Origin of the sequence: Citrobacter sp. CFNIH10 (assembly GCF_002934585.1) — a bacterium.
In the GTDB taxonomy this organism is placed as follows: Bacteria; Pseudomonadota; Gammaproteobacteria; order Enterobacterales; family Enterobacteriaceae; genus Citrobacter_A; species Citrobacter_A amalonaticus.
In genome coordinates this window covers 4,349,620-4,370,903 of record NZ_CP026216.1, presented here as the reverse complement: position 1 = coordinate 4,370,903, position 21,284 = coordinate 4,349,620, and the positions used below count along the sequence as shown (strand labels likewise).

Genomic DNA, 21,284 nt, shown 5'->3' with positions numbered 1-21,284 from the left:
ACACCCTGATATTCAGACAGTAGCCGCCACAGTGCGGCTTTTTTATGCCCGGAGATCTCAATGTCAGAACAGACATCCCGCCTTGCCATCATTATCGATAGCACCGGCGCAGAAAAAAATGCTGAAAGCCTGACCAGCGCCCTACATGGATTGACTGAATGGGGGCAGAAAGCAGCGGCTAGCGCCGGGAAGGTAACAAAAGCCACCGAGGAAGAATCGGCAGCATTATCGGAACTGCTTGACCGCATTGACCCGGTTAACGCTGCGCTGAATAAGCTGGATAAACAACAGCAGCAACTCGTGAAATTCAAGTCGAAAGGCATGCTGGACGATGAAACCTTTGATGTCTATTCGAAAAAAATCGAAGAGGCCCGCAATCGTCTCACCGGGTTTTCAGAGCAACTGAAAAATACTGGCATGTCGGCAAAGCAAACCGCTTTTGCTATGCGAATGATCCCTGCTCAGATGACCGATATCGTCGTGGGCCTGTCTACCGGGCAAAGTCCGTTCATGGTGCTGATGCAGCAGGGCGGGCAGTTAAAAGATATGTTCGGCGGCATCGGTCCGGCGATTAAAGGCGTTGGCTCTTATGTGATGGGCCTGATCAATCCTTTTACGCTGGCTGCTGCCGCGGTCGGCGTGCTGGGCGTGGCGTACTACAAAGGCACGCAGGAACAGGATGCTTTTAATAAATCACTTATCCTGACGGGTAATCAGGTAAGAAAAACATCTGGTCAACTGGCAGACATAGCTGCGCGCGCTGGTGTGGCGGCAAATTCAACCACGGGAGCCGCAGCGTCGGTACTGAATCAACTGGTAGAGTCAGGAAAGGTTGCCGGTGATTCGCTGGAGCGGGTGACTACTGCCGTTGTTAAAACAAGCGAAGCCACTGGTATCGCGACCGATCAGTTAGTTGGCGATTTCAACAAAATTGCAGCTGACCCGCTGGATGCAATCACCAAACTTAATGACCAGTATCACTTCCTGACGCTGTCAACTTACAACCAGATTAAAGCCCTTCAGGATGAAGGGAATCAGCAGGAAGCGGCGCGCGTCGCTACAGACGCATATGCGAACACAATGCAGCAGCGATCAGCAGATATTCAGCAGAATCTTGGTCTGCTGGAAAAAGCATGGAATGGTTTGGCTGGAGCAGCAAAAAGCGCCTGGGATGCCATGCTTGATGTTGGGCGAGAATCTGGCGGTAATGAACGCATTGCACAAATTCGTAAGGAACTTGACTGGATCGATAATGCAGTTGGTGGGAAAACCGTCTTTGGTGCTCGCCGCAAGGAGCTTGAGCAGGAGTTAAACATTCTGCAACTCACGATAACAGCGCAAGCTGATGTCAATGGTGCTGTGTCGGAAGCAAATAAGGCAGAGCAGCAACGCATTAAAACTCAGCAAGATGCGGATCGCGTCAACCAGCAGTTCCTGTCAAATGCCGACAAACGCAATAAGGCTTTAGAGCAGCAGAAAAAGTTCCTGGACGCCGGGGCTATCAGCGCGGATCAGTACGCGAAAAATATCTCGCGCATCAATGAAATGTATAAAGACCCAAAAACGGCAGGAGCGCCAAAAGGTAAAGCCGTTACTGAAGATGCAGGGCAACGTATGATTGATCAGCTCAACCAGCAAAACGCCCTGCTGGTTACTCAGGCTGAAGCAACAAACAAACTGTCTTCCTCTGAACAGGAACTCATCAAATGGCGTCAACAGCTTTCCACTCTGGAAACACGATCACCATCCCAATTAACTACCGCACAAAAATCGCTACTGCTTCGTAAAGACGAAATTACTTCATTGATGGAGCGCAATGCCCAACAGGAGAAAAATAACCGCCTGATGAAGGAGGCGACGGAACTTGCATCGTATCGCAGTACGCTTGAGATGGGGCTGGATAATTTGCGAGCCAGCTATGCTGTTCAGGATTCTGGTTTCGGTCTGGGTGAGAAGCAGCAGAAACAGATGCAGGAACTGCTTCAACTGGAACAAAAATATAATGCTCAGCGACAGCAACTTGATCGTGATTATGCAGATAAATCGAAAGGTATGAGCGAGGAAACGTATAACGCTAAATCACAAATGCTGACTGATGCGTTAGGCCGTGAGAGGGCAATAATGCAGCAACACTATGAAAACCTCGACGCGATGAACAATGACTGGCTGGGCGGCGTTGAGCAGGGGTTTAGAAACTGGATGGATACAGCATCGACGTATTCTACCCAGATGTCTGGCGTTGTTCAGGGAGCGATGAGTGGCCTTGTCGATACGATGGCCGACGGGTTGAGCGGTAGTAAAGCGGACTGGAACGAGTGGTCTATGAGCGTTCTGAAGTCCCTTCAAAAAGTGTTACTGAACGCGATGATCGTAAACGGCATCAAATCAATGCAAGGCGCAGGTATTTGGGGCTCGTTATTTGGTTCAGCAAACAGCGGTGGCTCGACTCCTTCCGGAGCCTATGGCAGTGCATCAAGTGGGCTGGATTTCTTCAAACAAAATGCTAAAGGTGGGGTTTATGACTCTCCATCACTTAGCGCATATTCTGGCGGTGTATTTGATTCACCGAAACTTTTTGCCTTCGCAAAAGGCGCTGGTGTATTTGGTGAAGCAGGGCCGGAAGCAATTATGCCACTTGCCCGAACGCCTGACGGGAATCTGGGGGTCAGGATGATGGGAGCGCAGGGAGGGGGCTTCTCTGGCGACATAATCGTCCAGCAAACGATTCATGTTTCAGGAAATGGCGACGCTGCATTGAATCGCGCAATGGAAGATGCTGCCAGAAAAGGGGCTGACGACGGTGCCAGACGGGCCAGACAGGAAATGCTTCAGGATTTTCAGAGCCGTGGGCAGGGGCGGAGATTACTAGGAGTTTAACAGATGGCTGATGTATTAGAGTGGCCAGGGCCTCGCCCTTCATCCCTCAACTGGTATCTCGAGTCGAATACCAAAACATTCAGATCTCCATTCAATGGCTCATCCCAGGTAGCGCGCTTTCCGGGAGCCCGGTGGAAATGTACTGTCGGATATGACGTTCTGGATGACGCTCAGGCCAGAAAAATTGAGGCAGTACTGGCGTCACTGGACGGTGAATATGGACGTGTGAAAATTCGCGACTGGGGGCGTGATGGTGGCTCGACTGCCGCCGCAGTGTTAGTGACGGATGCGAATCAAACAGGAAGTAACCTTTCAACTAAAGGCTGGCCGGCTAATACAATGGTGATGCAAGCCGGTTACTACCTGACTGTAAATTCGGAACTGAAAAAAGTGACTGAGGATGTATTCAGCAATTCCAGCGGTGTTGCTGTGATCCCTATATCCCCAATGCTGCGGTCATCTCCAGCGGCAAATAGTACGGTAGAGGTGCGAGAACCATGGGGGATATTCAAGCTTTCAGATAACTTGCAGGGCGCATTTGACCGTAAACCGGGTGGGATAACGTCAATGACCATTGAATTTGAGGAGGCGTTTTAATGTTGTATTCCCCATTTTCTGACGCAATGGTTGACTGGCTTTCCCGCGACCGGGTGACAGTGGTGATCGCTGCCAGTATTCAGTTTGAATCCGGCACTGTGTATGTGCATTCCGGTACCGGGACGATCGTACTGGGTGGCTACGTCTATTACGGCATGGGACGTATGGGCTCGATTGATGATGCTACTGAGACGAACACGACCAGCCCGACGCAGGTGAAGATGACGCTTTCCGGGCTTGACCTGTCACTGTTCGCCAAAACACTGAATGAACGTTGTGTTGGTCGCAATGCTGAAATCTACCTGGTTGCGATGAACGATAACGGCGTGGTGCAGGTTGCCGATCTTCTGTTTAAAGGGAAAGTATCGGGTACCGGGGCCACAGCCGGGGAAACCAACGCCCTGCAATACACTATCAGTAATATTTTTGAAGACTGGCAACGACCTTTCCCGGATCGCTATACCGACGAATCACAGCAAGCCTCTTATTCTGGCGACCGCATATTCCGCTATGTGGCGCAGATGGCTGAACGTTCCATTTTCTGGGGCAACAAAAAGGATGCGCCTGGGTTTACTTATAAGTGAGGAAGCATGAAGCACCATGACTGGCAAAACAGATTAAATGCAGTGATGAAGGCCGCCATTGAGCGGCCTTTTTCATGGGGCAAACATGACTGTTGCCTGTTTGCGGCTGACTGCGCACAGGCCATGTGTGGCGCTGATTATGCGGCAGACTGGCGTGGAACTTATGACAGTGAAACCGGCGCAAAGAAAGCGATTCTTACAGGTGGCGGGACGCTGGAAAAAGTGATCGGCAAATACCTTGACGAGATTCCGGTGAAACTGGCGCAGCGTGGTGACATCGCCATCGTCGAGAACGGCGGGGCGAAGTGCGCTGGCGTGGTGTATTCCGGTTCGGTCTGGGTGCCTGGTGAAAATGGTCTGGTGAGTTTACGGGTAAAACCGCTGAGCGTCTGGAGGGTTCGTTAATGCCTGCTGCTATTCCTATCATTGCGACCGTTGCAGCAGGTGCTGCTGCTTCATATCAGTATTACGGGATCGCAATGGCTATCACTGTTGCCGCCCAGGTTGCAACTCAGGCACTCACCAAAAAACCATCAATCGATTCATACCGTGACACATCAGAACGTAAACAGGTTCTTCGTGCAGCGGCCAGCGCCAAAACGGTTGTGTATGGACGTACCACTGCCGCCGGTACGTTGTTCTTTTCAGAAGAACAGCCAGGCCAGCAGGATGATGGTGAAATGTTGCACCTGGCCGTTGCTCTCGCAGGGCATTCATTATCCAGCATCGGAACGGTATGGCTCGGCGACGAACCCATCAGCAGTTATCCCGAGCATGCCTCATTCCAGTTGCATACGAACCGGCAGACCGCTGATCCGTTCATGCTGTCGAACTGCCCGTCATGGAAAAATGACATGATCGGCAAGGGGATCACATGGCTTCGTGTCTCCCTGAAATTCAGCGCAGAGAAATTCCCGTCCGGTATTCCCAATATCAAGGTAGAGAAGTTTGGGCGCGTCGTATACGACCCGAGAACAGGCCTGACCGGATACAGTAACAATGCTGCGCTGGTCATCCTGGACTATTACCGCAACTACCTGAAGGTTCCTGATTCAGACATCAACTGGGATCAGTTTCAGGAAGCCGCCAACATCTGCGATGAGGATGTGATCACCGGCGGCAATACCGTCGAAAGACGCTACACGATCAACGGTGAGTTTGACCTCAGCGAAAACAAGGTGAGCATTCTGGAGGGGATGCTTGCGGCCTGTGCAGGAGACGTGACCTATATTGCCGGTAAGCATGGTTTGCTGGTTGGTGCGTACTATGGCCCGGCAACGGAAGTGATCACTGAAAGCCAGCTGGCCGGTGATATCGAAATCATGCCGGAAGTTTCCCAGTCTGAGCGTGTAAACACTATCAAAGGAACATTCGTCGATCCACAACAGGGATTTACTGAAGCTGATTTCCCATCCGTATCGGTAAGCGAGTGGGTGGCGGAGGACGGCGTCGAAATCTCGCAGGATATGAAACTGCGATTTGTGACGAGTGAGTTTCAGGCCCAGCGCCTGGCTGATGTGAAGTTAAAGCGTACCCGTATTGCCAGAACGATGAACGTTACGCTGAATCTCAGCGGCTACCGATATCGCCCCGGAATGTATGTGAAAGTCAATTTCCCGTCTATCGGTATCGTGAACGTTGAGATGCGGGTGACGGACTGGAAATTTGGTGTGCAGAACGGCGTGCAACTGACACTGAAACAGGAAACGGCTGATGTATGGGGTGATGCTGTTGGCAAGCCTATAGAGCGCCCTCCATTCACTCAGTTACCGTCCGGTGGTGTTGCCCAGCCGCAGAACATGAAGTACACCGTAGAAGAAATCGGCCAGGTGGTCCAGGGGATACTGTCCTGGGAAAATATCGGGCAGGTTGTCTATAACAAAGTCGTTATTCGTCGTAATGGCCAGATGGTGCTTTCTGCTCAGGTGCCGGGGGCTTTCACTCGTCTGACTGGGTTGCCAAGGAATACTTACACTGCGCATGTTTCAGCGGTGAATCAGATGGGGGCTGAATCGCCGGAAGCTTATCTTGAGTTCAGTGTTGAAGCGCCGCCGCCGCCCTCGCATGTTGATATTGAGCAGGGTTTCTTTGCGGTGACGATGATCCCCCGTCTTGCCGCTATCACCAACGTTTCCACCCAGTTCGACTTCTGGACATCAGGTGAGACGCAACTGTCGGGCACCTCAACTGAAATCGTTGAGGGCAACGCCAGCAGAGAGGGGATGGGCACCACGTGGACCAGCAATCAGTTGCAGGTCGGGCATACCTATTACTGGTATATCAGGACCATTAACGCATTCGGTGCTTCTGCATTTATCGAAGTCCCTGCTCTGTGCTCAATGGATACAGGAAGCCTGATCGACCTCATTGATGATTCTGTTCAGAATTCCGAAGCGTTCCAGAACGTTAAAGGCGGGGTTGATACAAACCTTGAAGGCATAATGGAAAATGCCCTCGCCAATCACGGCACGGTCCAGCGTCAGTTTGAGCAGTATGGTGAAGTGAAAGCCGAAGTCATGACGGTGACCACCACGGTTGCAAATCTTGATGGCGCATTCGCTGAACTCGCTGATTATGTTCAGGCGCAGATCGGGCCTGATGGTGAACTGATGGCGGCTGTAAATCAGAAATTAACAGCTGAAGTGAAAAGCGATGGCACTGCGAAAGCATCGTACACACTGGACCTTGGGATTGTCAGAAACGGTGTGAAATATAACACCGGGTTTGGCATGTCCATTGAGCCATCGGGCAGCACCTATAAATCCACCGTGGTTTTTGCTGCTGATCAGTTCGGCATTTATTCTGGTAGCGATCCGGGAAATTATACCGCCGCTTTCTTTGTCTATAACGGACAGGTATTTATCCGCGATGCGCTTATTCAGGATGCCAGTATCACCAATGCCAAAATTGCGAACTATATCCGCTCGAATAATTTCCTCGCCGGAACACGTGGCTGGAATATAGATAAGAGTGGCGACTGTGAATTCCATGGAAAACTGTATGCGACCAGTGGCCAGTTTGCATTTAACGGTGTGAATAATACGGTCGTTATTAACGGCAATGGAATTACTGTCAATCTGTCTGGCGGTGGACGAGTCGTTGTCGGTAAATGGTAGGTGAATTATGCCAGAAGGTATTCTGATTGATTATAACGATGGTCGCCCGGTGATGGCGATTACTGCGGGGCTTCGTGCCCCGTCATATTGTGGCGCAACATCCGGGCAATATGGAGATGGGGGAGGTTCCAGTTACAGTGTCCCTGTTACCATGACTGCTGGTTCAGAGCTTGTCACCATTGCACGAAGGCCAGTTGTAATTCAGGATTTTACAAATCCTCCAAATATTTATTTTATGTCTTCCGTAACAAGGAATGGAAATTCATCGGTAAATATTAACTTTGGTAAAAAAGGGTTCAGGAATGGCGAGAAGGTCGATTTTGACGCAACATTTCTCGAAATACTCCCTGCCGCTACATATAACGAAGGGATTCTGGTCGCCAGTTCAACGGATTTTACCGCTATTTCGAATCGCTCACTATTGATGACCTGTGCTTATACAGGCCGAATTACTGTAAACGGGAGTACGGTGCTACCCGTCTCAGGTATTCCATTTGGCAAATGGGATAATCCAAATGTTTCTGTTGCATTTGACGGGACCAATATCATTGTACGGAGTATCTCTTATAGCGGAACGGATGATGTCACCGCATCCGTCACAATTGACCTTGCAATATTTAATCAGACTGCGCCGGTCGGTGGTGATGGCATCACTATGACAAATCCAGCAGGTCAGGTGACGTTTTCAACACAAAAGCGACCAATGGTCTATGACCGGACCATTCAGATAACTGACTCCTTCCAGAGTATTGGTGGTGGGTACTGCCATCTTACCAATACCGGGACACAAACCAGAATGGTTAACGGGGTCGCCAATGTGCGTACTAAAGGGATCGTCATGTCTGGTGGAAGCATACGTTCAGCATATAACCGTGTTTTCGGTAACTACAACGTTAGCGGCTGGGATGCCACATTTAACCAGAATATCAGCATGCCGCTTCTTATCATTCCTAACATGTATTGAGGAAACCCCATGTCCGCAGGAACGTTAACCCTGACCAATAAATCAGAGACTGTAACGGGTAATGGAACAGCATTTATCACCGAACTGGCTTCAGGCGCTTTTATAGTCGCGACGGTCGGCGGGATTTCTTACACGCTACCTGTGAAAAGTGTCAACAATTCAACATCAGTTACGCTTGTCAACAAATACACTGGCCCGACACAGTCCGGGGTGGCATGGAATGCAGTATCACGTGACACGCAGAACCAGGTTACAGCGGCGCTGGTGGTACAAAGCACCGAGGCGTTGCGTGGACTGAACTACGACAAGCAAAACTGGCAGCAGTTTTTTACGGCAGAAGGTGATGTAACCATTACTCTTCCGGATAATAGCCAGATAACCGGACCCTCTGCAAAAAAATTGATCAGCAGTGTTATCACGATTGATGAAGTGCGATCTTTAATTGATGCTATATGTCCGGTGGGTATGATGATTAACTGGCCTTCTGTAGTTCTACCTGATAACACATCTCTTGGCGTTAAATACCTGCGTCTTAATGGGGCATCATTCAGTAAAACGCTTTATCCGAAGCTCGGGGCGATTTACACCTCCGGTGTTTTACCCGATGTGCGGGGCGATGTAGTACGTGGGTATGATGATGGCAGGGGTATTGATCAGGGACGAGCGATCCTTTCAGAGCAGGCTGATGCAATCCAGAATATAACAGCAACGCTGAATGTACGCGGAATGCCTGGACTGTCAACCGGCTTACTTTTTTCAGCATCCGGAGCTTTCAGTTTGTCATCGGGTACAGGGGCTTCGGTTCTTGGTGCGACGGGAGCCACATCATCAACAGCAATGGATGTGCTTTCATTCTCCGCAGAAAACGTTGCGAGAACAGCGACAGAAACCCGCATGCGTAACATGGCATGGAATATGATTGTGAGGGCAACGTAATGATTCAGTTCGATAATGCAGGGCTGGCTACAGCAGATGGACAACTAAAAGTATATGTCACCGACGATCGCGGCTTTCTGGTTGGTGAGGCGGTGGCGCAGATCAGCGAGGGAACGTCACTACCTGCGCACTCATATACAGATTTGCCGCCAACGGCCGGTGACAATGAAGTGGTTATGCGCAGTTCTGACGGTCACCATTGGCTTGTTCTGCCAGACTACCGGGGACAAACTGCGTATGCGAAAGACGGCAGCGGAACAATGGAAATCAAAGAAGCAGGTGAAGTTCCGGATGCATATACCCTGGTAAAACCGCAAACAGAATTTGATTTATGGGATGGGGTTATGTGGGTAACTGATGAAGTGGCAGCACATACAGCCGCTGTAGCGAAAGCTGAAGCCTGCCGTCAGCAGCTGATAGACAACGCCATGCAATCTATTGGCACTATTCAGTTGAAGATACAGATGGGAAGAGCGTTAAGCGATAAGGAAAAATGGAAGTTGAATGCGGTTCTGGACTACACAGACGAGGTATTAGCTATTGAAACAGACTCGCCTGACAACATCCAATGGCCAGAACTTCATTTATGATGAAATAGCCGCAACCACACCGTATGCAAGAGTGGGTTGCGGCTGACTGACGAACGTCCGATAGTGCGAGTATTGAATGATTGTCAGTCGCCGCGGATTCTACATATGCAATATGACAAATCAATGCGTTTAGTCTGAAACAAGCCACATATCGGATTCTTCAAACATTTCCTCCAGCATGCGGTTCAGCTTCTCCCGATCGCTTTTGCTGGCATCGCTGTTTAAGCCGTTCGCCTGCATCGGCTTAACCTTCACTTCTGCATCGGGAAAGATTCGGTGTACACGTTTTGTTAGCTCATTAAGAATTATGGTTTTTGCACCGGGTAAACCTGCAACGTTTCTCTTGTCATAAACCAGCTCAACAAACATTTTTATCTTCTCCCTTTACTGGTTGGATATACAGTATTTATACTGTGTTTTTATCCGGTATTCAAGAGAGGTTAATTGATGCCACGACGCAGCGATATTGAAATGGTCTGGCATGTTTCGATACAGCAAGAACCTAATGGCCGGAAGACCGTCACCACACAGCGGTTTGTCCAGGAACTGAGCAAGGTTAACTGGAACTGGACGATGAAGCAGGCTAACGAATGGATTGAGTGGTATGTGACAACATTCCGCGATGTATCAACGCAGGAAGGGGAGAACCGTACCTTTCAGCTGTTCAATCCGAAGGGAGGGCTATGACATGGGATTTCCATCACCGGCAGCTGATTATCTTTCAAGGCGCTTAACAGTCGACATGTTTTGCGGGATATCGATGAACAGTCGAGTTCTGGAAACGTCAGAGGGATACGCGGTTATCGACGTGTCGCTGAATGCGCGACAGGGAGATACACTCGCCGTTCTTGCAGATGGTGAAATGCAGTTTGTAAAACTGGCTGGCAAGGCACTGATATCTGAAGATGGTGAGGCGATAGAAGGGAACGCGCTGGAAGAGGTGGTAGTGATTGGTCGAGTAACGTACTTCATCAACCGGGCGCTGGGTGATGATAGATGCCCGGTGATCTAACTTTTAAAACTCGCTCAGGTAGGCTCAGTGTCAAGCATTAGGGAGGGTGGGCCACCTTTTGAAAGCGAAGAAGTAAAGCGTGATGTAGTGGATAACAGGAATCGAAAGGAAGATCGCCATTGGCCAACCAAACCCGGCTTTCCTTGCCATCCGGTAGCACGGGAAGAATGTTACTACCCACATGATGATGAAAATTGATTTTGACTCGTTCATGCCTGCTCCTTGATGACCCTCTCGGGTGGATTTGCATTTTGTGCTATCTCAGATGTTCATATCTATTCAAATTACCTGAGGGGTAATTTCTGCATAATCAACCCTATCTTTCAGCACCTGCAGGCGTTTTAATCACGCCAGTAGGTGCTCTTTAACATCTCAATAGTTGCGTCACACTCAGGTGGGCTTTTTGTTCTCATTAAGAGGGCTATCTTTTGAAGCCAAGTACAAGAGCACTCTCAAATCTTTGCTTTCTGATTCCAGTCGTTGCGCCATAATGGCCGCTGCATCTACAAGAAGATTCTTGGCCCGCTTTCTTTCATTCGCTGACAGCTTTTCAACCTCGTTAGGATCTACCAGACTAAGCAAAAACTCAATTCCTTCCTGCGCTAATGCTGGCTGAGATACTGCATTGGAGATGATGTCGATTATTTCTGAGTTCATCGACCTGCCATTACGCTTTGCTCTTTCCGCCACAACATCGCGCATGCCATCAGGGAAGCGCACAACAAATTTTTCGTAATCTTTAACCTGTTTTTCAGCCATAACATCACCTCAAAAAAAGAGATGATGGCATATTGCTATTTATATTCAATGATGGCATTCTGCTTTCAAGGCATAATGCCATCATAAAGAAAGGAGTGAGAAGTGGAAAAAAATGAAGCAAAAACGACCCTGCGTTACCCGCAGAAATTGAAGGAAGAATTTAAGCGTATTGCTGAAGAGGAAGGGTTATCTGAGAACGCAGCTTTGGTGCAGGCTTTGGTGTGGGCTTTGAAGTTCAGAGGGAAGATGCATGTCCAGTAAAAACAGCGAAGCCCAGAAGTGCGCTAACACTAACCGGGCCTCTATCGAAAATAACCGCGTAGGAAATATCGACATGAACAGTGTACAGAATTACGAGTTAACTTTCCAGCAGACATCTTTCCACCCAGTTAAACATGCGGGTGAAACATGGCTCACTTCATCTGAGTTAGCAGCGGCTCTCGGTTACAAGAAGTCAGATGCAGTTACGCAAATATTCAGTCGTTATCACGATGAATTTACAGAACATATGTCAACGACCCTCAAAATGAGTGTCGTTAGAAAGACTGGCGTGGTCGATATCCCTGTCCGTGTTTTCTCACTTCGCGGCGCTCACTTAATTGCGATGTTTTCAACCACGAATAAGGCCAAAGAATTCCGCCGTTGGGTGCTTGATGTATTGGACCGCGAAATTCAGCACTCACCGATCGCCAAGCAGTTTACCGACGATGAATTATGCACCCTGGCATATCTATGGCGTTCTGCTGCAGTGATGTATGAGGCATGCCGTGAAGTACATCCGTTACTGGTAGTCGCAGATCATCGTTTGTCTCCGCGCTTCTGCTCAATTGGCACTAATTACAGTCGTGGGATAAATAAATCTCGCGAAATTCTCAAGCGGGAAACTAATCACATCAAGGAACAACCATGGGGGGACAGTAACTGGAAAAACGTTTTCTCATACGGGAAAGGAATTTTGCAGTGATGCAAATAGAAAAGCCGATAGTTACGAGCTACCGGCTTCCATTGAAACTTGTCAGAAGGATCCAACTAATGACGTCATTAAATTTAGCAGTTCAAGAGCGAAATGTCGATCCCCAACCGTTGCCGGTGATTGAATGGAAGAGACTGCGAGTTGTTACAACAGAAACACTGGCCGCAGGTTATGGCTCTGACGAGGCTAACATTCGGAAAAACCTGTCACGCAACGCTAGTCGCTTCATTGAAGGCATTCACATCTTCACCATTAAAGGCCAGGAGTTGAAGGATTTGCGAGTGACTAACAGTCACGCACAAATTTCGAGCAAAGCCCGTTCCGTTGTTTTTTGGACTGAGAAGGGCGCGGCACGTATGTCTAAGATTGTTGACACGGATGAAGCATGGTCTTTCTTCGAGCGTCTGGAAGACTCGTATTTCCGACCAACTCCAGTGGTTGGTATCCCGCTTACTTATGAAGCTGCGCTTGAAGACCTGCTGGTAAAAGTTAAGGAAAACCGCATCATCACCGAGCAGCGTGACCGGGCTGTGAAAGAGAAGCTTTGGATCTCTGAAAAGAGAGAGGCTACAGCAATGGCTACCGCTTCCGCTGAAAAGCGCAAGGCTAACGCATTAGCTGAAAAGCTTGGTGAGAGCAGGAAGCACGCCACTATAAAGGCTGTCCACAGAGCTACTGGAAAACTTGTAGGCCATTGGCCCATGAAGAAATGGTGCGCTGCAAATGGATTGTCACCGAAGGATGTTCCTGACGAGACCTACGGAACAGTGAAGTCCTGGCCGCGTGAGGCATGGCTTGCTGTGTATGACGTAGATCTTCGCAAGCTGTTTTAATGTAGTGTCGACAACTCAAACCCGCTTAACTGCGGGTTTTTGTGTAGATCGTCCACACATAGGAAACCTCCAGTCTTCAGACTGAAAGTATAGGTGATGGGGCATGGGTGGGGCATAAAACGTCACTCGTTCTAAGGTGAACTTAGACGACTGAAGTTTTCGACGACTGCAACCATCTGTTATTTGGTGCGCTCTTGGACGATCTTTGTCGTTTATGAAAAATACATGGTCATATGATGTCCATGCAGGTTTAGGTTTGAGTGCCGGATGGCGCTGGCGCTTATCCGGCCTGTGATTCCCTGTAGACCGGATAAGGGGCCGTTGCCTTCCGGCAAACAGTTACTTCTGAATCAAATAACGAATTGTCGGCCCATCTTGCTGAATATCGAGCACGTTGTAGCCATGGTTGCGCGCGTCCAGCGGAATGTTATTGATGGATTGCGGACAGTCGCTGACCACTTCCAGAATTTCCCCTTTCTTCAACTGCGGCATCGCTTCCAGCGTCGCGACGGCAGGGTAAGGGCAGGGCTCGCCGACCATATCAAGGCGATAATCAGGAACAATGTTTTTCATGCGGATTCCTTAGCAGGGGTCAGCCCGGCACGACGGAAGAAATGTTTTTCCCAGCCGATGATTAACATCAGGGCGGCAAACAGCAGCAGATAGGTCACCAGCAGGCCGCCGAGCGGACCGAAGGTGTTGAGTAGATTAATTTTATCCCAGTTGGTGGCCAGCGCAGGGGCGAAGTCATCCCAGTAGTAGGCCAGAATCGTTGAGCCGATGACGTTACCGAGACCCACCCACCAGTAGTGTACCTGGCCTTCCACCGCGCGGTACATCCAGCCGGTTTCACACCCGCCCGCCAGCACGATACCAAAACCAAACAACAGCCCGCCGATTACTGCATTCGGGCCCGCCCACATGATTTTGGCTTCCACGCCCAGTTGTACGTAGCTGAAAATACCGATTGCGCTGACGCCCATCCCGAAGATGATCGCCTTTGCCATATGGGTGCGTCCGGTGATCCACAGATCCCGGAAGGCGGAGGTGAAGCAGATTTGCGCGCGCTCGATCAGCAGACCAAAACCCACGCCGAACAGCATCGCCAGACCCAGCTTCGGCTGGTTCATGGCGGTCAGCAGCGCCCAGCCAATCATGCCGATAAACACCAGCATGCCGAGGCGGAAACGACGGCGCGCCTGATCCGGTTTCTGCGTCAACGGCGACGCAGCGGAGACTTTCTGCATCTTGACCGGAATGCGGAATATTGGCAGCAGGGTGAATCGCGCGCCAAACCAGGAACCGATGGCGGTTGCTAGGGCAAAGAACCAGGCGTGCAGAGAGAATTGAGGAATACCGGTAAAGAATGCCGCCAGGTTGCAGCCCATCGCCATACGCGCGCCGAACCCGGCGATGATCCCGCCCAGCACCGCCTGCATGATGCGGATGCGACTGCGCGGCATGCGTAGTTTGACGTTGTTGGCCCACAACGCTGCCGCGAAGCAACCGCCGAACATACCGAGGATCATCATCCCGTCGATGCGAGTGAGCGGGGTGCCTTCCAGGTGGATCAGCTTGTAGTAGCCCCATTCTTCCGCATGGACGCCAAACAGTTGCAGGATTTGTCCGCCCCAGCGGGTAAATTCACCCGTGACGGCCCAGAAGGTGCCAGTGATGCCAAAATAATACGTAGAGAGAATACCCGCTGCGATGACCGCAGGGATGGGCGCCCAGAATTTAACTAACCAGGCTTGTTTGAATTGTTGCCATGACATGTGTTTTGCCTCTGAACTCAGAAGGTGTGAAACAAGAAAGCGGATAGTACACCACGGCGGCAATTTTGCCTGGTACTATTAAGCGGTAATCCCAAATGGATCAAAGTTCTGCTGGCACCGCGAAAGGCTGGCGACCGCAGGCCTTTAATGCCACAATCCTCTTTTCTTCGCATGCAGGATGAATGATGAAAAAATGTGCAATCGTTGGGGCGTTACTGATGTTAGCGGGATGCGCCGAGGTGGAAAACTACAATGATGTGGTCAAAACGCCTGCGCCCGCCGGGCTGGAAGGGTACTGGCAGACTAACGGGCCGCAGCGCAAACTGGTGAGCCCGGAAGCTATTGCCAGTCTGGTGGTGACCAAAGAGGGCGATACGCTCGATTGTCGCCAGTGGCAGAGGGTTATTGCGCTGCCAGGTAAGCTAACGATGTTGTCCGGTGACTTAACCAACGTGACGGTCAAACGTGAACTTTATGAGATCGAGCGGGAAGGGAACACCCTGGAATATGACGGGATGACCCTGCAACGCGTGGACCGTCCAACGGTGGAGTGTGCCGCCGCGTTGGAGAAATCCCCGCTGCCAACGCCATTACCGTAATCAATTGTCCCCGACAGTTTTCCCTGTCGGGGCGCTTCATCAGATCACCTCTTCAATGACCCATACGCTGACGCTGCCGCCATTGCAGTAAAACGTAGCCTCGCCATTTTCGTCAGTGATGACGATCTCCTCGCGGTTTCCCAGATAGTCGCGCCAGGTTTTATTGCCGTAGTTTTCACCCAGCATAAGCGTTTTTTCACCGTCGTCGCCATTGGATAACACCACCACACATCCGGGATCGTCGTCCGTTCCGCTACGACTGAAAGCAATGCAGTTGGGATGATCAAACCAGAGCGTCTGAATGCCGTGGGCGAAACGCTGGCGGGCAAGAATGAGTAAGTCGAGTTGTTCAATGATCGGCATGTCGATGGTATAGGTTTCTCCGTCGCCTCCGGTATCTTCATAGTGCGCGCCATAGAGATCTGGATAGAAAATCGACGGTACGCCATTTTCCCGCAGCAGGATGAGCGCGTAGGCCAGCGGTTTGAACCATGCTTCAACGGGGGCTTCCAGCGCTTGCAACGGCTGGGTGTCATGGTTGGCGACCAGCGTCACGGCGTGAAACGGATCGGCTTCTACCAGCGTGCCGCTGAAGATCTGGCTCATGTCGTAATCACGTCCCTGACGCGACGCTTCATGAAAATTGAGCTGTAACGGGGCGTCGAACAGCATCGTTTTGCCTTCCACCTGGTCGATATAGGTTTGCAGCTTATCCACTTCGTGCGACCAGTATTCGGCAACGATAAACAGCGGCTTCGGTGCCACCTCCTGAACGTGTTCAATCCACTCTTTATAGAACCAGGCCGGAATGTGTTTTACCGCATCGAGACGAAAGCCATCACACTGCGTTTGTTCCATCACCCAGCGCGCCCAGTATTTAATCTCCTCAGTGACGGCGTGATTACGAAAATCGATATTTTCACCCATCAGGTAATCGAAATTGCCCATTTCATCGTCGACCTGGTCGTTCCAGCCCTCGCCGGTATAGTCGTTGACGATTTTAAAAATGCCGTCTTCGTCAGGGTTTTCGATGTGGTCGATGCCGCTGAAACATTTGAAGTCCCAGATGAACTGCGAGTACTGACCGCCTCGCGCCGGAAAGGTGTAACGCGTCCAGGCTTCGCATTCGATGATCTCATCGGCAATCTGCGTGCGATCGTCTTCGTTGACCCGCTGTACGCGGAGGGGCTCTTTTTCGTCCGCCCCCATTTTGTGATTCACCACCACGTCGAGTAGCACCGCGATGTCGTTTTTCTTCAGCGCGTCGATAGCCGTAAGAAGCTGCGCCTTATCACCATATTTGGTGGCAAGGGAACCTTTTTGGTCAAACTCGCCGAGATCAAACAGATCGTAAGAGTCATAGCCGACGGAATAGCCGCCTGACGCGCCTTTATAGGCGGGCGGTAACCAGACCATGTTGATACCGATATCATTGAGGCTGTCTGCGCGCTCTGTCACCTCTTGCCAGAGTTTGCCACCTTCAGGGTAATACCAGTGGAAGAACTGCAGTAACGTGGGGTTTTTCATCTTCCGAGCTCCAGAAGTCTTGTAGACGACCTCTGGAGTATGGAAGATTTTTGCTAACGTAGCGGGAATTATTGTGGAGCAGGGGGAGCGTCGGGTACCAGCAGCATGCCGGAAAGCCGACCATAAGCATTGTTAAGCGACTGCTGACGCGTTGACTGGCCGATCAGACCACTAAGCTCATCGAGCCGTTGGCGCAGTAAACCTTTCAGGCATTCTTCGTTATCCAGCGTCTGTTTGATATAACTGGCCACGATATCCTGAATACTGCGTGTCATGCCCGGTGGAGTTTGCGTTTCAACGACCGCTTCAATACTTTGCAGATAGGTGACTTCCTGTTCCAGTAAAAGGTCCCATTCACCCCGCTGCGCAAGTTCGAGCAGCGACTGACTGAGCAGCGCAATGCGCTGCCAACGGTTGATAAACTCCACGGCTGAGGTCATTAACGAGACTCCTGGGAAGATGCTTTCGGTGAGATCTGTTTCCAGGCTTCCGCAATGTTGCCGAGTAACCCTTCCACTTCTTCAATGGCTTGACTGTCATTGCGTAAATTAGCAAGTAATAAACGACGGATCATATAGTCATACAGCGAAGAGAGATGGTCGGCGAGTTCGCCGCCATTCTCCTGATCCAGTCCCGCTTTCAGACCATTATCAATGATATTGATAGCCTTACTCAGCGCTTCCCCTTTGGCGGTAATATCACCTTGCTCTAAAAACAGGCGAGCGCGCACCAGGGCGCTGTTTGCGCCATCAAACAACATTTCGATCAACTGGTGCGGACTCGCACTCATCACGCCGCTTTCCACGCTGATTTGCGCATAAGCTTTGGTACCGCTCGCGGTATACATGTTTACCTCTGGTTATCAGGAACTGGTCATCGCAGTAAATTGCTGGTTCAGGTAGCTACTGGTGTTATTCAACTTGCTCATCATCGTATCCAGTTGCGTAAATTGAGCCTTATACCGCGCAATGGTATCGTCGATACTGGCACTGACGGAAAGATACTGTTTAGTCAGTTTTTTCAGCGTGGCATTGATGCTGTCCTGGGCGCTGTCGATAATGCCATCATCGGCCAGGTAACCTTTCACCAGCGAAGCCACTTTGGTCGTAATTCCGGTCTCTTTGCCATCACCGACTAACAGCTGTTGAACATCCACGCTATTATCGGTTAGCGCTTTTTTCAGTTTTTCATCATCAATTTTCAGCTTACCGGTGGTGCCATCCTGGGTAATGCCCATTTGCGATAACGTTTGGAATTTCCCGTCATTGGCGCTGGAGGAGAATTGACCACGGATACCGGTCTGGATGGTGCGAACGGTGCTGTCACCGAGGAGTGCGCCGTTGCTCGTGCTTTGTTCTTCTGCGCCCGGATCGACTGAGGTGTATTTCGTCAGGGTACCAATGGTATCTACCAGCGAATTGTATGCGTCCACCCAGCTTTTAATCGCGGTTGTTGCTTTATCATTACTTTTCGTTACCGTGACGGTGACATCTTTAACTTCTTTTGTCAGGTTCAACGTAATACCCTGAGGGGCATCGGTCACGGTGTTACTGCTACGAACAATATCAATGCCGTTGACGTTAAGTTCTGCGTCTTTCGCTTCAACAATTTGCTCAACGTTATTGCCAACCACATCCGGGTTATTGAAGCTGATAAATTGATTGAGTTTTTCATCTCCTGAGACGGAGATGCTCATTTTATTAGCGACACCCGTTTCTGATGAGGTCAGTACAAGCTGAAAATCATTGTCTTTCAGTTTTACAATACTGGCAGTGACACCACCGTTGGCATTATTAATCGCATCACGCATCTCGACTAAAGAAGTCTGATCTTTGGTAAGCTTTATCTCCAGAGGCTTCTCTTTCCCGTCCTGCTTAATGATGAGTGTGCGTTCCGCGTTGTCATTACCTTGGACAGCTTTACTGTCCGTCACTGTTGTGGTCGTGCGAAGCGATTGCGCTTGGGCTATATGCGTCACATTTATTTTATAAATACCAGCCGCTGCTCCTGCTGTGGTGCTGACGGTGAGATCGGTTGAGTTGCTGACTGCGGTCGTGCTTTTAAAAAGGTTTGCATCATTCAGTGCAGTGTTCGCGGTCTGGAATTTTTCCAGCGAGCTTTTTAACGTTCCAAACGCCGTCAGTCTTGCTGTAAAACTGCTCTGCTGCTGAGTGATAGGTTTCAGGCGTCCCTTCTCAGCCGTGGTCAGGTTCGTCAGTAATGTATCCAGCGGCAGGTTTGAACCCACGCCTAATGAAGTAAAAGAAGCCATGCGTAATCCCTTTTAATTGCAAACAGTGGTTAGCCACCTTATCGGCAATCTGGCGGCAAAGTTTAATAATAAATTTGGAGAAATAATGGCCGGAATAGTGTGCAAGAAGACGGGTTATTCAAAGGCTAAGAAAAAATGGGGGGAAACTAAAAATTCTCTAAAGTTCGAAATTCAGGTGCCGATACAAGGGTTACGGTGAGAAACCGTGGGCAACAGCCCAATAACATCAAGTTGTAATTGATAAGGAAAAGATCATGGCACAAGTCATTAATACAAACAGCCTGTCGCTGTTGACCCAAAACAACCTGAACAAATCTCAGTCTTCCCTGAGCTCTGCGATTGAGCGCCTGTCTTCCGGTCTGCGTATCAACAGCGCGAAAGACGATGCTGCGGGTCAGGCGATTGCTAACCGCTTTACGTCAAACATTAAAGGCCTGACTCAGGCTTCTCGTAACGCCAACGACGGTATCTCCATCGCGCAGACGACGGAAGGTTCTCTGTCGGAAATCAACAACAACCTGCAGCGTGTCCGTGAACTGTCTGTGCAGGCAACGAACGGCACCAACTCCGAATCAGATCTGAAATCCATCCAGGCTGAAATCACCCAGCGCCTGAGCGAAATTGATCGTGTATCCGGTCAGACTCAGTTCAACGGCGTAAAAGTGCTGGCTTCTAACCAGACCATGAAAATTCAGGTCGGTGCAAATGATGGCGAAACCATCGAGATCAATCTGCAAGAGATCACTTCCAGCACTCTGGGTTTAGGTAATCTGGATGTGACTAACAAAGGTCTGGATCTGAGCAAGCTGTCTACTACTGCGCTGACTGATGCTAAACCATCTTCTAGCGTTCCGACTGCAAGTCATACGTTGACTGCAAAAGATACTGCAACAACCAATCCATACTCTCTGTATGTTGATGATGCGGATGCCAACATTGTTTACGCAAGTAATAACGGCACAGATTTCTACAAAGTGTCTAACTATGACAAAGATACCGGGGTTGTAGATTTTGACGGTGCAACGAAGGAAACCGGCACTATCACTGCAACTAAAGCAGCCGCTGGTCAAAACGTCAATATTGGTGGCACTACCGTTGTAAACGCAGATTCTATCTCTCTGAATAACACGGCTCTTGCTGCGACGACCTCTTTCTCTGTTGATAAAGATGGTCAGATGTATGTGAAAGTAGGTTCTGATATTTTCAAAGGTACGGTTGACCTGAATACCGGGATTGTGAGCTATAAGAGCTCTGATACTCCGGAAGCTGCGGCAGCGGCGAGCGAAGCTGCTGTTACCACTGGTGACGTTATTGGTAGTACTACGCCAGCGGTTAAACTGGATCTTGGGGGCATTACAGGTCTGGGTGACAACCCGCAGGTATTCTCCGTTAAAGGCGGCGGTTATGTCATCAAAGGTACTGAAAACGATGCCGATGCATACTACAGCGCCACCATCAAAGATGATGGTACCGTTGTGAAAGGCGATAAGCTGAATTCTGATCCGATGGCTTCTATCGATAAAGCGCTGGCTCAGGTTGACTCTTTGCGTTCTGACCTGGGTGCGGTACAGAACCGTTTCGATTCTGCTATCACCAACCTAGGCAACACCGTTAACAACCTGTCTTCTGCTCGTAGCCGTATCGAAGACGCTGACTACGCGACTGAAGTGTCTAACATGTCTCGTGCGCAGATCCTGCAACAAGCAGGTACTTCTGTACTGGCACAGGCTAACCAGACGACTCAGAACGTTCTGTCTCTGCTGCGTTAATTTACGCTTCTTGCGCAAACCCCGCTCCGGCGGGGTTTTTTCGTTCTGGCTTTACCGGTAACCCCTAAATAACCCCTCATTTCACCCACTATTCACCCGAT

General features: G+C 50.0%; 22 protein-coding genes and 2 pseudogenes. 14 read left to right on the top strand and 10 right to left on the bottom strand.

The genetic code is table 11. The features are described 5' to 3' along the window. The first annotated feature begins 60 nt into the window (after positions 1-60). The 8 genes and pseudogenes from C2U53_RS25200 (at position 61) to C2U53_RS25165 (ending at position 9,664) form a co-directional block, all read left to right on the top strand. On the top strand, positions 61-2,877 hold the full coding sequence (locus tag C2U53_RS25200) for a phage tail tape measure protein (protein ID WP_104446628.1): 2,817 nt from the start codon (positions 61-63) through the stop codon (positions 2,875-2,877). Positions 2,878-2,880: 3 nt separating this feature from the next. Then, complete coding sequence (locus C2U53_RS25195) at positions 2,881-3,474, top strand: hypothetical protein (RefSeq protein WP_044268228.1); 594 nt, start codon at positions 2,881-2,883, stop codon at positions 3,472-3,474. Continuing rightward, on the top strand, positions 3,474-4,058 hold the full coding sequence (locus C2U53_RS25190; RefSeq protein ID WP_104446314.1) for a hypothetical protein: 585 nt from the start codon (positions 3,474-3,476) through the stop codon (positions 4,056-4,058). Before C2U53_RS25195 ends, C2U53_RS25190 begins: the two co-directional genes overlap by 1 nt. Before the next feature lie 6 nt (positions 4,059-4,064). Continuing rightward, positions 4,065-4,463, top strand: coding sequence for a hypothetical protein (locus tag C2U53_RS25185; RefSeq protein WP_104446588.1), 399 nt, complete (start codon positions 4,065-4,067; stop codon positions 4,461-4,463). After that, entirely contained in the window at positions 4,463-7,174 is a 2,712-nt protein-coding gene (locus tag C2U53_RS25180) for a DUF1983 domain-containing protein (protein ID WP_104446587.1), read from the top strand. Before C2U53_RS25185 ends, C2U53_RS25180 begins: the two co-directional genes overlap by 1 nt. Before the next feature lie 7 nt (positions 7,175-7,181). Beyond that, positions 7,182-8,138 carry a DUF6453 family protein gene (locus tag C2U53_RS25175; RefSeq protein ID WP_104446586.1) on the top strand — a complete coding sequence of 319 codons (957 nt, stop codon included), beginning with the start codon at positions 7,182-7,184 and terminating at the stop codon, positions 8,136-8,138. Positions 8,139-8,147: 9 nt separating this feature from the next. After that, positions 8,148-8,528, top strand: a pseudogene (locus C2U53_RS30495) (hypothetical protein); the annotation flags it as partial. Positions 8,529-9,073: 545 nt separating this feature from the next. Then, complete coding sequence (locus tag C2U53_RS25165) at positions 9,074-9,664, top strand: tail fiber assembly protein (protein WP_172740598.1); 591 nt, start codon at positions 9,074-9,076, stop codon at positions 9,662-9,664. A gap of 129 nt (positions 9,665-9,793) precedes the next feature. On the opposite strand, the gene C2U53_RS25160 is transcribed toward C2U53_RS25165, so the two are convergent. Both C2U53_RS25160 and C2U53_RS25155 read right to left on the bottom strand, forming a co-directional pair. Then, the gene (locus tag C2U53_RS25160; protein ID WP_104446626.1) at positions 9,794-10,033 is read right to left on the bottom strand and encodes a DinI family protein; all 240 of its coding nucleotides are present in this window, start codon (positions 10,031-10,033) and stop codon (positions 9,794-9,796) included. Positions 10,034-10,126: 93 nt separating this feature from the next. Next, positions 10,127-10,207, bottom strand: a pseudogene (locus C2U53_RS25155) (DinI family protein); the annotation flags it as partial. Positions 10,208-10,352: 145 nt separating this feature from the next. On the opposite strand from C2U53_RS25155, the gene C2U53_RS25150 reads away from it, so the two are divergent. Beyond that, positions 10,353-10,676: a hypothetical protein gene (locus C2U53_RS25150; protein ID WP_104446920.1), complete on the top strand. Its 324-nt coding sequence runs from the start codon at positions 10,353-10,355 to the stop codon at positions 10,674-10,676. Between the two features lie 30 nt (positions 10,677-10,706). Here C2U53_RS25150 and C2U53_RS25145 read toward each other — a convergent pair whose 3' ends face one another. Both C2U53_RS25145 and C2U53_RS30625 read right to left on the bottom strand, forming a co-directional pair. Then, positions 10,707-10,889 (bottom strand): hypothetical protein, encoded by a 183-nt coding sequence (locus tag C2U53_RS25145; protein ID WP_044326823.1) that lies wholly within the window; start codon positions 10,887-10,889, stop codon positions 10,707-10,709. Between the two features lie 177 nt (positions 10,890-11,066). Further along, a complete protein-coding gene (locus tag C2U53_RS30625; RefSeq protein WP_305764047.1) occupies positions 11,067-11,435 on the bottom strand; it encodes an Arc family DNA-binding protein in 369 nt (122 codons plus the stop codon). A 102-nt stretch (positions 11,436-11,537) separates the two neighbouring features. On the opposite strand from C2U53_RS30625, the gene C2U53_RS30035 reads away from it, so the two are divergent. The 3 genes from C2U53_RS30035 to C2U53_RS25130 all read left to right on the top strand — a co-directional run bounded on the left by C2U53_RS30035 (position 11,538) and on the right by C2U53_RS25130 (position 13,241). Then, positions 11,538-11,696, top strand: a complete 159-nt coding sequence (locus C2U53_RS30035; protein ID WP_172740597.1) for a hypothetical protein — start codon at positions 11,538-11,540, stop codon at positions 11,694-11,696. Continuing rightward, a complete protein-coding gene (locus C2U53_RS25135) occupies positions 11,686-12,399 on the top strand; it encodes a P22AR C-terminal domain-containing protein (RefSeq protein ID WP_090049276.1) in 714 nt (237 codons plus the stop codon). Before C2U53_RS30035 ends, C2U53_RS25135 begins: the two co-directional genes overlap by 11 nt. A 68-nt stretch (positions 12,400-12,467) precedes the next feature. After that, entirely contained in the window at positions 12,468-13,241 is a 774-nt protein-coding gene (locus C2U53_RS25130) for an ORF6N domain-containing protein (RefSeq protein ID WP_044326827.1), read from the top strand. A gap of 339 nt (positions 13,242-13,580) precedes the next feature. Here C2U53_RS25130 and yedF read toward each other — a convergent pair whose 3' ends face one another. Both yedF and yedE read right to left on the bottom strand, forming a co-directional pair. Then, positions 13,581-13,814, bottom strand: coding sequence for a sulfurtransferase-like selenium metabolism protein YedF (yedF, locus tag C2U53_RS25125; protein WP_043000292.1), 234 nt, complete (start codon positions 13,812-13,814; stop codon positions 13,581-13,583). Continuing rightward, positions 13,811-15,016, bottom strand: coding sequence for a selenium metabolism membrane protein YedE/FdhT (yedE, locus tag C2U53_RS25120; protein ID WP_043000293.1), 1,206 nt, complete (start codon positions 15,014-15,016; stop codon positions 13,811-13,813). The genes yedF and yedE overlap by 4 nt, the downstream gene beginning before the upstream one ends. 185 nt (positions 15,017-15,201) lie before the next feature. Between yedE and yedD the strand changes: the two genes are divergently transcribed. Continuing rightward, the gene (yedD, locus tag C2U53_RS25110) at positions 15,202-15,615 is read left to right on the top strand and encodes a lipoprotein YedD (protein ID WP_043000294.1); all 414 of its coding nucleotides are present in this window, start codon (positions 15,202-15,204) and stop codon (positions 15,613-15,615) included. Between the two features lie 39 nt (positions 15,616-15,654). On the opposite strand, the gene amyA is transcribed toward yedD, so the two are convergent. From amyA to fliD, 4 genes are all read right to left on the bottom strand, one after another. Then, a complete protein-coding gene (gene amyA / locus C2U53_RS25105; RefSeq protein ID WP_104446625.1) occupies positions 15,655-17,142 on the bottom strand; it encodes an alpha-amylase in 1,488 nt (495 codons plus the stop codon). A 68-nt stretch (positions 17,143-17,210) separates the two neighbouring features. After that, entirely contained in the window at positions 17,211-17,582 is a 372-nt protein-coding gene (fliT, locus tag C2U53_RS25100) for a flagella biosynthesis regulatory protein FliT (protein WP_043000296.1), read from the bottom strand. Beyond that, a complete protein-coding gene (gene fliS / locus C2U53_RS25095; RefSeq protein WP_043000297.1) occupies positions 17,582-17,989 on the bottom strand; it encodes a flagellar export chaperone FliS in 408 nt (135 codons plus the stop codon). The genes fliT and fliS overlap by 1 nt, the downstream gene beginning before the upstream one ends. A 15-nt stretch (positions 17,990-18,004) precedes the next feature. Further along, entirely contained in the window at positions 18,005-19,414 is a 1,410-nt protein-coding gene (gene fliD, locus C2U53_RS25090) for a flagellar filament capping protein FliD (protein WP_104446624.1), read from the bottom strand. Positions 19,415-19,668: 254 nt separating this feature from the next. Between fliD and C2U53_RS25085 the strand changes: the two genes are divergently transcribed. Next, positions 19,669-21,183, top strand: a complete 1,515-nt coding sequence (locus C2U53_RS25085) for a flagellin (protein ID WP_043000299.1) — start codon at positions 19,669-19,671, stop codon at positions 21,181-21,183. The last annotated feature ends 101 nt before the right edge of the window (positions 21,184-21,284 follow it).

Bases quoted from the DNA above. Each gene is read 5' to 3' on its own strand.
- C2U53_RS25200 (WP_104446628.1), top strand. From the start codon at position 61: ATGTCAGAACAGACATCCCGCCTTGCCATCATTATCGATAGCACCGGC.
- C2U53_RS25195 (WP_044268228.1), top strand. From the start codon at position 2,881: ATGGCTGATGTATTAGAGTGGCCAGGGCCTCGCCCTTCATCCCTCAAC.
- C2U53_RS25190 (WP_104446314.1), top strand. From the start codon at position 3,474: ATGTTGTATTCCCCATTTTCTGACGCAATGGTTGACTGGCTTTCCCGC.
- C2U53_RS25185 (WP_104446588.1), top strand. From the start codon at position 4,065: ATGAAGCACCATGACTGGCAAAACAGATTAAATGCAGTGATGAAGGCC.
- C2U53_RS25180 (WP_104446587.1), top strand. From the start codon at position 4,463: ATGCCTGCTGCTATTCCTATCATTGCGACCGTTGCAGCAGGTGCTGCT.
- C2U53_RS25175 (WP_104446586.1), top strand. From the start codon at position 7,182: ATGCCAGAAGGTATTCTGATTGATTATAACGATGGTCGCCCGGTGATG.
- C2U53_RS25165 (WP_172740598.1), top strand. From the start codon at position 9,074: ATGATTCAGTTCGATAATGCAGGGCTGGCTACAGCAGATGGACAACTA.
- C2U53_RS25160 (WP_104446626.1), bottom strand. From the start codon at position 10,033: ATGTTTGTTGAGCTGGTTTATGACAAGAGAAACGTTGCAGGTTTACCC.
- C2U53_RS25150 (WP_104446920.1), top strand. From the start codon at position 10,353: ATGGGATTTCCATCACCGGCAGCTGATTATCTTTCAAGGCGCTTAACA.
- C2U53_RS25145 (WP_044326823.1), bottom strand. From the start codon at position 10,889: ATGAACGAGTCAAAATCAATTTTCATCATCATGTGGGTAGTAACATTC.
- C2U53_RS30625 (WP_305764047.1), bottom strand. From the start codon at position 11,435: ATGGCTGAAAAACAGGTTAAAGATTACGAAAAATTTGTTGTGCGCTTC.
- C2U53_RS25135 (WP_090049276.1), top strand. From the start codon at position 11,686: ATGTCCAGTAAAAACAGCGAAGCCCAGAAGTGCGCTAACACTAACCGG.
- C2U53_RS25130 (WP_044326827.1), top strand. From the start codon at position 12,468: ATGACGTCATTAAATTTAGCAGTTCAAGAGCGAAATGTCGATCCCCAA.
- yedF (WP_043000292.1), bottom strand. From the start codon at position 13,814: ATGAAAAACATTGTTCCTGATTATCGCCTTGATATGGTCGGCGAGCCC.
- yedE (WP_043000293.1), bottom strand. From the start codon at position 15,016: ATGTCATGGCAACAATTCAAACAAGCCTGGTTAGTTAAATTCTGGGCG.
- yedD (WP_043000294.1), top strand. From the start codon at position 15,202: ATGAAAAAATGTGCAATCGTTGGGGCGTTACTGATGTTAGCGGGATGC.
- amyA (WP_104446625.1), bottom strand. From the start codon at position 17,142: ATGAAAAACCCCACGTTACTGCAGTTCTTCCACTGGTATTACCCTGAA.
- fliT (WP_043000296.1), bottom strand. From the start codon at position 17,582: ATGACCTCAGCCGTGGAGTTTATCAACCGTTGGCAGCGCATTGCGCTG.
- fliS (WP_043000297.1), bottom strand. From the start codon at position 17,989: ATGTATACCGCGAGCGGTACCAAAGCTTATGCGCAAATCAGCGTGGAA.
- fliD (WP_104446624.1), bottom strand. From the start codon at position 19,414: ATGGCTTCTTTTACTTCATTAGGCGTGGGTTCAAACCTGCCGCTGGAT.
- C2U53_RS25085 (WP_043000299.1), top strand. From the start codon at position 19,669: ATGGCACAAGTCATTAATACAAACAGCCTGTCGCTGTTGACCCAAAAC.